At 65.0% G+C, this 13680-nt stretch carries 11 protein-coding genes; 2 read left to right on the top strand and 9 right to left on the bottom strand.

Going from position 1 to position 13680, the window contains the following annotated elements; translation table 11 throughout:
• Nucleotides 1-9 precede the first annotated feature (9 nt).
• From pstS to G513_RS0118685, 9 genes are all read right to left on the bottom strand, one after another.
• Nucleotides 10-1056 carry a phosphate ABC transporter substrate-binding protein PstS gene (gene pstS / locus G513_RS0118645; RefSeq protein ID WP_428386084.1) on the bottom strand — a complete coding sequence of 349 codons (1047 nt, stop codon included), beginning with the start codon at nt 1054-1056 and terminating at the stop codon, nt 10-12.
• A 189-nt stretch (nt 1057-1245) separates the two neighbouring features.
• Nucleotides 1246-2715 (bottom strand): hydroxymethylglutaryl-CoA synthase family protein, encoded by a 1470-nt coding sequence (locus G513_RS0118650; protein WP_022978385.1) that lies wholly within the window; start codon nt 2713-2715, stop codon nt 1246-1248.
• A 34-nt stretch (nt 2716-2749) separates the two neighbouring features.
• Nucleotides 2750-3871 carry a glycosyltransferase gene (locus tag G513_RS0118655; protein ID WP_028475746.1) on the bottom strand — a complete coding sequence of 374 codons (1122 nt, stop codon included), beginning with the start codon at nt 3869-3871 and terminating at the stop codon, nt 2750-2752.
• Nucleotides 3872-3924: 53 nt separating this feature from the next.
• The gene (hpnH, locus tag G513_RS0118660; RefSeq protein ID WP_022978387.1) at nt 3925-5061 is read right to left on the bottom strand and encodes an adenosyl-hopene transferase HpnH; all 1137 of its coding nucleotides are present in this window, start codon (nt 5059-5061) and stop codon (nt 3925-3927) included.
• Between the two features lie 127 nt (nt 5062-5188).
• The gene (gene idi, locus G513_RS0118665) at nt 5189-5782 is read right to left on the bottom strand and encodes an isopentenyl-diphosphate Delta-isomerase (protein WP_028475747.1); all 594 of its coding nucleotides are present in this window, start codon (nt 5780-5782) and stop codon (nt 5189-5191) included.
• A gap of 1 nt (nt 5783) precedes the next feature.
• Nucleotides 5784-8111 (bottom strand): hydroxymethylglutaryl-CoA reductase, degradative, encoded by a 2328-nt coding sequence (locus tag G513_RS0118670; RefSeq protein WP_022978389.1) that lies wholly within the window; start codon nt 8109-8111, stop codon nt 5784-5786.
• Nucleotides 8108-9193: a mevalonate kinase family protein gene (locus tag G513_RS0118675; protein WP_022978390.1), complete on the bottom strand. Its 1086-nt coding sequence runs from the start codon at nt 9191-9193 to the stop codon at nt 8108-8110. Before G513_RS0118675 ends, G513_RS0118670 begins: the two co-directional genes overlap by 4 nt.
• A 21-nt stretch (nt 9194-9214) precedes the next feature.
• The gene (mvaD, locus tag G513_RS0118680) at nt 9215-10234 is read right to left on the bottom strand and encodes a diphosphomevalonate decarboxylase (protein ID WP_033418185.1); all 1020 of its coding nucleotides are present in this window, start codon (nt 10232-10234) and stop codon (nt 9215-9217) included.
• A 162-nt stretch (nt 10235-10396) separates the two neighbouring features.
• On the bottom strand, nt 10397-10897 hold the full coding sequence (locus tag G513_RS0118685; RefSeq protein ID WP_022978392.1) for a DUF2147 domain-containing protein: 501 nt from the start codon (nt 10895-10897) through the stop codon (nt 10397-10399).
• A 149-nt stretch (nt 10898-11046) separates the two neighbouring features.
• Here G513_RS0118685 and hpnI point away from each other — a divergent pair, with 149 nt between their 5' ends.
• Both hpnI and hpnJ read left to right on the top strand, forming a co-directional pair.
• Nucleotides 11047-12240: a bacteriohopanetetrol glucosamine biosynthesis glycosyltransferase HpnI gene (hpnI, locus tag G513_RS24070; RefSeq protein ID WP_211219713.1), complete on the top strand. Its 1194-nt coding sequence runs from the start codon at nt 11047-11049 to the stop codon at nt 12238-12240.
• Entirely contained in the window at nt 12210-13667 is a 1458-nt protein-coding gene (gene hpnJ, locus G513_RS0118695; protein WP_022978394.1) for a hopanoid biosynthesis associated radical SAM protein HpnJ, read from the top strand. The genes hpnI and hpnJ overlap by 31 nt, the downstream gene beginning before the upstream one ends.
• Nucleotides 13668-13680: the final 13 nt, after the last annotated feature.

A 13680-nucleotide genomic window follows, 5' to 3' on the forward strand; every position in this document is an offset into this window, starting at 1 on the left:
TTCGGCGGTTTACTTGAAGACGGCCTGACCTGCCTTGTCCTTGATGTTGGCCTTCCAGGAGGCCTGGATCAGCTTGACCACCGCCTCGGGCATCGGCACGTAGTCCAGATCGTCGGCCTGCTTGGCACCGGCGGCCGACATCGACCAGTCGAAGAACTTCAGCGCTTCGCCGACAGTCGCCGGATCGGACGGCTGCTTGTACATCAGCACGAACACGGCACCGGTGATCGGCCAGCTCTGGGCACCGGGCTGATCGGTCAGGATGACGTAGAAGCCGGGCGCCGAATCCCAGTTGGCATTGGAGGCGGCAGCCTTGAAGGTGTCGGCCTCCGGAGCGACGGTGCCGCCGCTCTTGTTGATCATCTTGGTGTACGTCAGCTTGTTCTGCTTGGCGTAGGCGTACTCGATGTAACCGATCGAGCCCTTGGTTTGCTTGACCACGCCGGCAACGCCTTCATTGCCCTTGGCGCCGATACCGGTCGGCCACTCGACGGCGGAATTGGCACCCACGGCTTCACGCCATTCCGAATTGGTCTTCGCGAGGTAGTCGGTAAACAGGAACGTGGTGCCCGAACCATCCGAACGATGGACAACGGCGATCTTGGTCTTCGGCAGCTTGGCCGACGGGTTCAGCGCGACGATCGCCTTGTCGTCCCAGGCGGTGATCTGGCCGAGGAAGATGCGCGAAATGAGGTCGGAACTCAGCACCAGGTCGCCCGGATTGATTCCATCGACATTGATGACCGGCACGACACCGCCCATCACGGCCGGGAACTGCGTCAGGCCGGCTTCGTTGAGTTCTTCGATTTTCAGCGGCTTGTCGGAAGCGCCGAAGGTGACGGTCTTGGCCTTGATCTGCTTGATGCCGCCGCCCGAACCGATCGACTGATAGTTGAGGCCGATGTCGGTGTCTTTCTTGTAGGTATCCGCCCACTTCGAGGCGATCGGATAGAAAAAGGTTGATCCGGCGCCGGATATGTCGGCAGCCAGCGCCATCGGCGCGATGAAGGTGACGGCCGCGCCAAGCACGAAGGTACGCAGCGCAGCTTTGTTGATGAGACTCACGAATTTCTCCTGAAGGGTTCGGCCCGAAAACCGACCGTAATGTCAGCTACTTAGAGCGTACTGGCGTTGTTTGACGGTTTCGTTGCACTGAAACCGGTCAAAGCTTGCCAAAGCACCCGTCAGGCATAGTGTTTGCGACTTTTGTGACAGTTGCATGACGGCGTTGACAAAAAATCAACGCTAGACGCCCAGGTCGTAATAGGCGATCCCGAAATCCTGCAGCGCGCCGGTACGGCGATCGCCGATGCGATTGATGCGGATGCCGCGGCAGGCAGGTGCAATGCCCGGTGCCGGGCGGCCTTCGTGCAGCGCCGCGTACTGCTCGGCGTTCAGCGCGACGGCGCCATCGAGCGCGCCGGCCAGATGGATGCGGCTGGCGGCGTCCTGCCAGCCCGGCACGATGCGCGCGGGGATCGCTTCGGAGGCGTCGCCGCTGCCATAGCCGATCAGCAGGATCTCGCGGCCGGCGAGATCGCGGCCCGCTTTCGCGGCTTCTTCAAGCCCGGCGGCCAGCCAGCCCGGCAGCGCTGCCGAATACAGGTTGCCCATCGCCATCATCGGCTTCGCACCGAGGCGCATCTTGTCGTCGACCACCCGCTTGTAGGTGTCGGTCTCGCGGAAGGCTTTCATCAGTCCGGCGGTCAGCGGATACGGTTCGGCGACGGTGCCGTCGAAGTCCGGCTCGAAGGCGCGCGTGGTCACCGCTGCCATCTCGGCTGCGAGCTGCACCGGATCGACGCCGGACGCCACGCAGTAGCCGTTCAGTTCGTCGGCACCGAGGGCGCCGTCGGCACCGAGCGCGAACAGGTAGCCGAGCGCCCAGGCCGTGACCGGCATCTTGTGATACGGGCGATGCATGAACACCGCTTCCAGCTCGCGGAAGTAGCGGCCGTGGGCGCCACCGCGCTTGGCCAGCAGCTGGTCGATCGCCGACAGGGTTTCGTCGACATAGCAGGCGGTCGAGAACTTGCCGTTGAACACCGGGAAATCGGAAAGGCGACCGCTGACGCTGGTGGTCTGGCCGGCGTAACGCTGGAACGGCTTGCGGAAATCGAGGCCGCGGAAGGTCGAAGCGCTGCCGCCGTTGCGCAGATCGAGGGCGACGATCTTCGGATCGCGCTCCAGCAGCATGGCGACCGCACCGGCGCCTTGCGTCGGTTCGCCGGAGGAGCCGCGCTCGTATTCGGCGATGTCGGCAGCAACGACGACGGCCTGACGCTCGGCGCCATCGTGGGCCAGATAGCGCACCGCGCCCTTGAGGCCGTAGACACCGGCCAGGCAGGCCTGCTTGAACTCCGGCACTTCGCAGTCGCGGGCGATGCGCGGCCGGCCGGTGGCGGCCAGCGCGCGATCGACGAGACCGCGGACGATCACCGCACCGGTGGCGTTGTCGACGCTGGACTCGGTGCCCAGCGCCAGATAGCCGATCTTCGCCGGGTCGACGGCATTGCGATCGATCAGCGCCAGCACTGCGTTGGCGGCCATCGTGTAGACGTCTTCCTCGACACCCGGCACGCGGAAGCTTTCGCCGATCACCGCGCGCGTCTTGTCCCAGCTGTTGCCGGTCCACTCGCACCATTCGCGCAGGTCCACGCGATACGGCGGCACATAGGCCGCGAAGGCACTGATGCCGAATTCTGCCTTGCTCATGTCTTCTCTCTCTTTTTGCAGCGCCCCACGTCGGTCACGGATGGACTTCGTAGGTGCGGTTTTTCCATTTCGAGCGCACGCCGCGCCAGCTCCGGATCGCGGAACTCCACGTCATCCCGAGATACAGCGCCCCAATCAAAGGTGAGGCCAGCGCCCAGAGCGGCGACAGGCCGTAGTAATGCAGGGTCGGCACATAGGCCGCGCACATCGCCAGCAGCGCCAGCGCGGCCAGCCAGGAGCCATGCGCCAGCGCGACCAGCGGGAACCAGTAGGCCAGCGCGAACAGCGCAGTGACCAGCAGCAGCAGCGGTGTGGAATAGCGCAGCTGGGTGAAAGCCGAGCGGGCGACCATGTCGTGCACGCTCTTCAGCGTGCCGTAGGGGCGCAAGCTGATGACGCCGCGGCTGAGGCCGATCCAGGTCTTGTAGCCGCCGTCCTTGACGTGCCGGGCCAGGGTGCAGTCATCGATCAGCGCGCCCTTCAGGCATTCGAAGGCATTGACCTTGCGAAGTGCGGACGTATCGACCAGCACGCAGCCACCGGCCGCAGCCGCCACCCACTTCGACGGCGAATTCGATACCGCGAACGGATAGATCAGCTTGAAGTAGTAGACGAAGGCCGGCAGCAGCAGGCGATCCCAGAACGAGGTGCGGCGCAGATCGGCCATCAGGCTGACGAAGTGCGCGCCCCTGGCCCGCTTGTGCGCGAGCAGCGCCGACAGCAGGCCCGGTTCGAGCGCGATATCGGCATCGAGCAGCAAGGTCATCGCCGTCTTGACCCGCGACTTGCCCTGCTCCAGCGCCCACAGCTTGCCGGCCCAGCCCTTCGGCAGCGGCTGGCCGGCAATCACTTCGACATTCGGATAGCGACGGGCGATATCGCCGGTGCCGTCATCGGACTGATCGTCGATGACGACGATATTCAATCCCGCGCCTTGTGCCTGAAGGCTGTCCAGCGTGCGCTCGAGGACTTCGGCCTCGTTGCGGGCCGGAATCAGCACGGTCACGGTATCCATGTCGCCGTGTCCGCCCTGGCCATCGGGGCCGAAGCCGGTCGGCTCCAGCTGCTCGCGGACGCTCCACGGCCGCCATGGGGCCAGCCACAGGCCGAACCACATGACAGCCGCAGGAACGGCCAACCAGAACGCGGCATCCATCTCGATCACCTTTGAAGACCGGCGGTTGCGGAAATCGCAGCTGCCGACTAGCCCTAGGCCTTTTCGGCTGCCGGCTTGGCCTTCTTGGTGATCGCGCTGATCGGAATCCGCACCGCCGCCGCATCGCTGCGATTGCCGTAGAGAATCGGCAGATCGGGCGCCATCGGGCCATCGATGTCCGGGCCGAACAGCGCCACGCGCGCCGCCTTCAGCGGGTTGGCGAAGGTGTCGTTGACCGCCGTGCCTTCGAAACCGCAGTGGGCCATGCAGTTATCGCACTTCGGGTTCTTGCCGACACCGTAGTTTTCCCACTGCGTGGTTTCCATCAGCTCCTTGTAGGTGCTGACATGACCTTCGTCGACGAGCAGGTAGCAGGGCTTCTGCCAGCCGAACACGTTGTAGGTCACCGTGCCCCAAGGCTCGCACTGGTAGGCCTGGTTGCCGGCGATGAAGTCGAGGAACATCGGCGACTGGTTGAACTTCCAGTTCGACTTGCGTGCCCGGCCGATGCGGAACACATCGCGGAACAGCTGCTTCGACGAGGTGCGGCCGAGGAACACGTCCTGACGCGGCGCGTGCTGGTAGCTGTAGCCCGGCGACACGGTGATGCCTTCAACGCCCAGGGTCATCGCGTAGTCGAAGAAATCGGCGATCTCTTCCGGCGGCTCGCCGGAGAACAGCGTGCAGTTGATGGTGACGCGGAAGCCGCGCTCGACGCACATCTTGATCGCTTCGACAGCCTTGACGAAGACGCCGTCCATGCACACCGATTCGTCGTGGCGCTTTTCCAGACCGTCGAGATGGATCGACATCGTCAGGTACGGCGACGGGGTGTAATCGTTGATGTGCTTCTTCAGCAGGATCGCGTTGGTGCACAGGTAGACGAATTTCTTCATCTTCACCAGGCCGGCGACGATCTGCGGCATTTCCTTGTGAATCAGCGGCTCGCCGCCCGGAATCGAGACCATCGGCGCGCCGCATTCGGCGGCGGCGGCCAGCGCCTTCTCGACGCTGACGCGCTGCTGCAGGATGTCCTTCTCGTAATCGATCTTGCCGCAGCCGGCACAGGCGAGATTGCACTGGAACAACGGCTCCAGCATCAACACCAGCGGATAGCGCTTCACACCCGCAAGCTTCTTGCCGAGAAGGTAGCGTGCGACGGTGACCTGCTGGATAAGCGGAACGCCCATGGGTTCTCCAAAACTCTAGTGACTGCGCCAGAAGGCGCTGCTGTGACGACTCCGCCGACCGCTCGCGGTGCCTTTTGCTAAGAGTGAGGAACTGGCCTGATCCAGACCAGTCCCCGAATCCTGCATTTTATGCCAAAGACGCCAGCGGCTGCCGCGCGTATACCCCGGCGTGCTGCGCGCGGATGCGCGCCCACTCGATCTTGAACCACGGCGTGAAGCGTTCCGGGCTCGCCTCGATCTCGGCATCGAGGGCATCCGGCGCGATGTAGCGGATCGCCGAAATCTCGTTGGCGTTGACCACCGGGGCCACATCGCTGCGGCCGGCATAGACCCAGCACAGCTCATGCTCGGCGCCGGTGGCGTCGAACTGGGCCTGGTACTGGAACTTGAACAGGAAATCGAAGCGGCATTCGAAGCCGAGTTCTTCCTTCAACCGGCGATGGATCGCGATATCCATGGTTTCGCCGCGGCGCGGGTGGCTGCAGCAGGTGTTCGACCAGAACTGGCCCCACAGCCGCTTGCCCGCCGCGCGCTGCTGCAGCAGCAGTTCGCCAGCCGAATTGAACACGAACAGCGAGAACGCGCGATGCAGGGTGCCGTGGCCCATGTGGGCTTCGGCCTTCAGCAGGTAGCCGACTTCGTTGTCCTGCTCGTCGACCAGGATCAGCGGCTCGTCGTCGAACGAGACCACCTCGTGCACGCCGCCAACCGCCATTTTCATGTCACCCAATGCGCACCTCCAGACCCGAATAACCCGCGTCGCGCAGCGCGGCGATGACCCGCTCCGGATGTTCCGGCGCCAGCGCGATGATCGAACCGCCGCCGCCGCCGCCGGTCAGCTTGGCGCCGAGGGCACCCTGCTCGCGGCAGATCTGCACCATTTCCTCGATTTCCCAGCTCGACACCCGCAGCGCATTGAGCAGACCGTGGCAGACATTCATCAGATCGCCAAGGCGCTCGAGCTGATAATTCTGCACCGCGTCGACCCCTTGCAAGGTCAGCGCGTCGATCTGCCGGAAGATGTTTTCGTACAGCTCCGGGTTCTTCAGCCAGGCCGCACGAACGCCGCCCACGGTTTTCGCGGTCAGGCTTTCCTTGCCGCTGATGCCGACCACCAGCGGAATCGGCTTGGCGAGCGCCAGCGGCTTCATCAGCAGCGGCTGGCCTTCATGCGCGCGGCGATAGAGCAGCGGCTTGCCGAAGGTGGCGACGGTGTTGTCGATGCCGCTCGGCGTGCCGTGGGCAACCTTCTCGCACTCGAAGGCCAGCGCGTTGATCTCGTCGTCGGTATGGCCGAGCTTGAAGTGCTGGTCGAGCGCACGGATCACCGCAACCGCCATCGCCGCCGAGCCGCCCAAGCCCATGCCGCGCGGCACGTTGGGGAACACTTCGATGCGCAAGCTGCGCTCGGTCAAGCCAAGCTTGTCGAAAACGATGCCCAAGCTACGCTGGAACGAATCGCGATGCGCCGGATCCTTGTGCAGGCGCGATTCGACGCCCCAGCGCGGAATGATCAGGTCGACACCCGGATTGGCGCTGCCGCTGTCGCCATCCTGCACGCTGGCCTCGATGGCCAGCGGCACCGGTGCGGCAATCGCATGGCTGCCGTAAACCACCGCATGTTCGCCGAGCAGGATGATCTTGCCGTGACCCTGGGAGCGCGGCGCGTTCGACGTCGGCTCCTCGCCACCAGCTTCCTGACGCAGGGCTTTCTTGACCTGCACGACGATTTCCTGCGCCTTCCAGATCTTGATGTCGCCGCCTTCGATCAGGCGCTCGACCACGGTTTCGAAGATCTCCGGCGAGGCTCCAGCGGCCAGCGCCACCGAGCGCGCGTGCAGGGTCATGTGACCCTGCTGGATGCCTTCGGTGGCCAAGGCGCGGATCGCCGAGAAGTTCTGCGCGAGACCGACGGTGCCCATCACCATCGCCAGTTCGCGCGCCGAGGTGGCGCCGAGCAGGCGGTGGTTCAGCGCTACGGTCGGGTTCGACTGCAACGGGCCGCCGACGGTACCGACCTTCATCGGAATCTCGATCTCGCCGACCAGCGCGCCGTCGTCGCCCTTGTACCAGCGGGTCAGCGAGGTATAGCGGCCAGAGCGCGCCGCATAGGCATGGGCACCGGCTTCGATCGCGCGCCAGTCATTGCCGGTGGCCAGCGCGACGGCATCGACGCCGTTCATCACACCCTTGTTATGGGTCGCCGCACGATACGGATCGACGCTGGCGAAATCGGTGGCCAGCACGATGCCGTCACGCACTTCCTCGCCCGAGAAACCCTTGCCGGCGAGACGCGCGACCGGAATCACGCACTTGGCGCGGACCAGCGCGCGATCGGTGAGGTTCGACAGGATGCGCAGAAAGACCTTGCCGCCGGTGATCGACTCGACCAGCGAGGCCAGGCCTTCGCACATCGTGTTGACCAGGTTCGCGCCCATCGCATCGCAGGTGTCGACGACCAGATGCAGCACCATCATGTCGCCGCGGCCATCGGGCCGCGGGTGCAGGTGGATCTCGACATCGCGGGCACCGCCGCCACGGGCGACCATCTGCGGATGTAGCGAATTGGCGAGGTTCAGCAGTTCGGCCTTGCGCTGCAGCAGCGCGCTCTGGGCGCGCGGCACGTTGGGAATATCGACGACCTGGATCTGGCCGATCAGCATCGACTCGTCCATCTCGGCCGTGAAGCCACCGGCGCCCCGAACGATCTTGGCGGCGCTGGAAAGTGCAGCGACGATCGACGGTTCCTCGACCACCAGCGGGATCACGTAGTCCTTGCCGTTGATCAGGAAGTTGAGCCCCAAACCGACCGGCAAGCCCATGACCCCGACGACGTTCTCGATCATCTTGTCGGCGCGATGCAGCGACAAGGTGTGCTCGCCGGAAATCATCTGCTGGTAGTCGGCTTCCGACACCCAGCCGCGCTCGCGCATCAGCCGCACGCGATCGCTGACCGACAGCTTGTAGAACTCCGGGATCCTCGATTTATCGAGCGATTGGTCGGGCGACTTGGCCGCGGCGGGCGCGGTGGGTTGGGGTTCGGCACTCATGCTTCGACACTCTCCGTTATCGCGATCCGCAGGCCGGTCACATCGACCGCCAGCGGCACGCTGGCGAACCCGGCTGCTGCCAGCTGCGCGACGGCAGCAGTCAGACGCTCGGGGTCCGTTGCAAACAACACGCCGACGTCACCACCACCGGCACCACAAGGCTTGTAGACCACACCTTCATGCGAGGCTGCGATGGCAGCGATCGCCACATGTTCTTCGGAATAGATGCTGACGCCGCTGGCCAGGCCGAGCGCACGCAGATCGTTGGCGTAGCTCGACGCACAGCTCAGGAAGCCCGCCGCATCAGCGGCCGCGAGTGCTTCGACGGCAGCCGAAGCGATCGAGCTCAGCGCGTCCATCCGGGTTCGGTATTCGGCTTCGTGATCGAGCCGCCAGGCGCGCAGGATCGACAGGAACTTCGGCGTCGACGCTGAACGGCCGGACCAGATGAAACGCTGGTGCAGACCGGCTGGCCAGGTCAGCGGCCGTGCGCTTGGCGTGGTACCGCCGTCGTACAGCTGATAGGCGATGACGCCGCCGATCAGGCTGGTCGCGACATCGACACCACTGCCCTGTCCGCCCTGGAACTTGCGATGCAAGGCCAAGAGGCGCGGCAGCCAGCTGGCATGGCTCGCTGCATCGTCCGCTTGTCCTGCGCGAGCAACGAAGGCCATCGCCAAGGCAACGGTCAGCGCGGCGCTGGAGCCGAGCCCGAGTTTGGGACGTTCTGCATTCTGCGTATCGAAGAACGCCGAGGTATCGAGTGCCAGATGGAAGCCGCTGCCGGCAGCCGGCGCCAGGCCTTCATCGGCCAGGCCGCGCAGCACTTCGTCGACCAGACTCAAGCGGGCGGCATCGGCGCCGGCAGCCTGCCAGTCCGGCAGACCATTGCTGCCGATCGAAAACGGAGTGCGCGCCTTCAGCACGTCCGGCGCGAACACTTCGCAGCGCGGGCCGGGCTGCGCCGTCAGCTTTGCCACCGCGCGACGATCGACGGCCATCGCCACCGCCGGCGCGCCTTCGAGCACGGCGTACTCGCCGAGCAGCACCAGCTTGCCGGGCGCCGATGCTGCGATGTTCATGAGCGGGTCATGGGTCGGCGCTTACGCAGCAGCCAGATCAGCGACGGGGATCAGACGCGCCGGGCCACCGAGACCGGTCTCGACGACGTTCAGCACACCCGGCACTTCGCGCAGCGCAGCGGCCACCGCGGCAGCGGCCGACGGCAGGCAGACCGCTTTCAGCTGCGGGCCGGCGTCGATGGTGAAAAACACCGGTACGCCTTTGGCACGCAGGCTACGCACGCAATGCATTGCCGCCACCGTCGCCGCGTTCCAGTACAGCAGGCCGGGCTTCGCGGCCAGCGCCAGCGCGTGCATCTTCAGACAGCTGTGTTCGGAGATATCGGCCAGCCGCTCGAAATCACGCGCGGCAATCGCGGCGCGGGCTTCGGCGAGATCGGCGTCCTGGCTATCGATCCAGGCCTGCTGATACGGACTGGTATCGGCCGTGCGGTTCATGCCCTCGGTCGAGCCGATTGCTTTCTCGGCCGTCGAGGTGATCGCGACGGCGACGCTCAGCGGCCAGGCAGCGGCTTCGAGCAGCGGCGTGGCGACCGAATCCTCGCCATCGGCCTGCTGGCCGTGCGCCCATTCGACATAGCCGCCGAAGATCGAGCGCGCCGCCGAGCCGGAGCAGCGCCGCGCCAGCACCGATTGCTGGGCTGGCGTCAGGCGCAGGCCCAGCGCTGCATCGCCGGCCATGACCATCGCCGCGAAGCCGGAGGCCGACGAAGCCAGACCGGCGCCGGTCGGGAAGTTGTTCTCACTGATCACTTCGGCGCGCGTCGTAACCCCGGCGCGGGCGCGCAGCAGGTCGAGACAGGCGCTGGTGCGCTTCAGCTGCTTGGCGTCGACGTTGCCGTTCAAGGTCATGGTATCGGCCTCGAGCGCGTCATCGAAGCGGACTTCGGTGCGCGTCCAGAGCGTGTCCAGAGTGATCGACAGCGAACCGACCACCGGCAGGTTCAGGCGCAGGTCGCGCTTGCCCCAGTACTTGATCAGCGCAATGTTCGGCTGGGCCTGGGCCGCAGCGCGACGGGAAACGTCCAGCGTCGTCGACATCACGCTCATAAATGGTGCACGGGGGTCGCGGTCGAGAGAGGGCAAAGCCCGCGAAAACGGGGCCAGCACGAAGGACAGTCAGACAGATGTGACAGTTTCACGAGCGAAGTTTACTAGACCGTCATCGAGACGACGAACAGGGACCCCCTATGCCCTACCTCGTCACGGCGACGGCAGCGCCGCGACCCGCGTCCAGACCGAGGTCATGCCGAAGATCGGCAGACCGAAATAGCCACGCAGATTCAGGTGATCACGATCGGCGAGCGAGACCTGGACGCTGTAGGTGCGGCCGTCGTTGCAGCTGTAGACGCGGCCGTCGAGCCAGTGATCCTGACCGTCGAAGTGCAGGCCTTTCAGCATCGGCAGGCCGATCAGCGGCCGCTGGCGCAGCGCCGGGTCCGGATTGCGCCGATCGAGCAGCGGCTTGCCGTTCAAGGCCGGGCCGTCCTTTTCGTCATAGGTCTTGTCGAGCAGCCAGGCGATCGAGCCGTGGTACTCGCTGCCGGCCGGGCCATCGACCGGATGGATGTCGATCACCGCGTCCTTCGAGGCGATCAGCCAGCGGCCGACGATCGCGTCCGGCGACCACGGCGCATCGGCTGCCGTTCTGATTGGCAGCACGGTGATCGCGACCAGCGCGATGACTCTCAGAAGCGGCGGCACGGCTCGGTCTGCGTCATCGAAATACCGACTCCAGGGGATGGCAAGACCTTACACAAGGCACCTCCGCGACGCAGCGCACAGCGGCACCAAACTTGCGCCGCTACCATGTGGCGACTCCCTGCCGCTTATCCGGACTGCCTCGGCCCGTCGTGACCCTCGCCCCCATCCTCGGCCACGCCTTGCTGATCGCCACTGGCGGTTACGCACTGCTGAGCCTGCTGGCCTGCCGCTGGTGGCAGCGCCGCGTGCGGCAACCGCCGGCGGTGTCCGCAACGCAGCCGGTATCGGTGCTGAAGCCGCTGTACGGTGATGAACCCGGCCTGTACGACAACCTGCGCAGCTTCTGTCTGCAGGACCATCCGCACTATCAACTGGTGTTCGGCCTGCATAGCGCGAACGATGCCGCGCTGGCCACCGTCGAGCGCCTGCGTGCCGAGTTTCCGCGGCAGGACATCGCTGTGGTCATCGATGCCCGCGTGCATGGCCTGAACCTGAAGGTCAGCAATCTGATCAACCTGCTGCCGCGGGCGCGCCACGACTGGCTGCTGCTGGCCGACAGCGACATCCACGCGCCGTCCGATCTGCTGCGCCGGATCACTACGCCGCTAGCGGATCCGACGGTCGGCGTGATCACTTGCCTGTATCACGGCGCAGCACTAGGTGGCCTGTGGTCGCGACTCGGCGCGCAGTTCATCGACGATTGGTTCGCGCCTTCGGTGACCCTCGCCCGCCGCTTCGGATACACCGATTACTCGTTTGGCGCGTCGATTGCCCTGCGTCGCGACGCGCTGAACGCCATCGGCGGCTTCGAAGCGCTGTCCCAGCACGTGGCGGATGACTACTGGCTCGGCGAACTGACTCGCCGGCAAGGCCTGCGCACGGTCCTGTCGGAATGCAGCGTGCTGACCGATGTCGTCGAGCAGCGGCTCGCCGATCTCGCCGCTCGTGAACTGCGCTGGCTGCGCTCGATCCGCTCGATCGCGCCCCTCGGATATCTGTTCATGTTCATCTCGTTCGCCACGCCGATGGCCGTCGCCGGCTGGTTCATGGCCGGTGGAACGCTGCTGGCCAGCCTGCTCGCCAGCGCGGCCTTGGGCTTGCGCCTCGTGCTACATTCGGTCCAATCCAGATCGTTGGACGATGCGTCTAAGCCTCTGGATTCCTTGAAGAATTTCGCGCTCGTTCCGGCACGTGATAGCCTTTCGCTACTGCTCTGGACGATCGCTCTCGCAGGCCGTGTGGTGCGCTGGCGCGGTCGCCAGATGAAGATTGCCCGGCGCGCGCGCCGCCCCGCCCGAACCCGAGCCCTGCAATGTCCGCCAGTCCGACGGCCCGAGCACTGAAAACCCTGTTCCTGCAGGCGCCTTCCTTCGATGGTTTCGACGGTGGTGCCGGCAGCCGCTATCAGGCCAAGCGCGAGATCAAGAGCTTCTGGTATCCGACTTGGCTCGCCCAGCCGGCGGCGATGGTGCCGGGCAGCCGGGTCGTCGATGCGCCGGCCGATGAGCTGAGCGTCGAGCAGAGCCTGACGATCGCCGAAGCCTATGAGCTGGTGATCATCCACACCTCGACGCCATCGTTCCCGACCGACGCCAAGTTCGCCGAGCTGCTGAAAGCGCGCGCACCGCAGATCGTCATCGGCATGGTCGGCGCCAAGGTCGCCGTTGATCCGGGCGGCTCGCTGAAGGCCTCTGAAGCCATCGCCTTCGTTGCCCGCGAAGAATTCGACTACACCTGCGCCGAACTCGCCGCCAACGACAAGCCCTGGGACGGGATCACCGGCATCAGCTATCGCCTTGCCGATGGCACGATCAAGCACAACACGCCGCGTGCGACGATCGAGGACATGGACGCGCTGCCGTTCGTGGCGCCGATCTACCAGCGCGATCTGACGATCAGGAACTACTTCATCGGCTACCTGCAACACCCCTACGTGTCGCTGTACACCGGCCGTGGTTGCCGCTCGAAGTGCACCTTCTGCCTGTGGCCGCAGACCGTCGGTGGCCATCGCTACCGCGTGCGCTCGGCCGCCAACGTCATCGAGGAAGCGCGCTGGATCCAGCAGCACATGCCGGAAGTGAAGGAACTGATGTTCGACGACGACACCTTCACCGATTCCTCGAACATGGAGCGTGTCCACGAGATCGCGATCGGCTTGGGCAAGCTCGGCTGGACCTGGAGCTGCAACGCCAAGGCCAACGTTCCCTATGCGTCGCTGAAGCTGATGAAGGACAACGGCCTGCGGCTGCTGCTGGTCGGCTACGAATCCGGCGACGACCAGATCCTGCACAACATCAAGAAGGGCCTGAAGACCGACATCGCCGAACGCTTCACCGAGGATTGCCGGAAGCTCGGCATCGTCATCCACGGCACTTTCATTCTCGGCCTGCCCGGCGAGACGAAAGCGACGATCGAGAAGACCATCGAGTGGGCGAAGGCGATCAATCCGCACACCATTCAGGTCTCGCTGGCGGCGCCGTATCCCGGCACCACGCTGTACAAGCAGGCGGTCGACAACGGCTGGCTGGTCGAGAACGACGCGGTGAACCTGGTCAACGAGCAGGGCGTGCAACTGGCGGCGATCAGCTATCCGCATCTGTCCAAGGACGAGATCTTCCACAGCATGGAAGTGTTCTACCGGCGCTTCTATTTCCGCCCGAGCAAGATCTGGGAAATCGTTCGCGAGATGCTCAGTGATTGGCAGATGCTGAAACGGCGGCTGCGAGAGGGTGTGGAGTTTTTCCGGTTTCTGCGTGCTCGCGAAGCCTGATCCCGGACGTGCA

Origin of the sequence: Nevskia ramosa DSM 11499 (assembly GCF_000420645.1) — a bacterium.
GTDB lineage: Bacteria > Pseudomonadota > Gammaproteobacteria > Nevskiales > Nevskiaceae > Nevskia > Nevskia ramosa.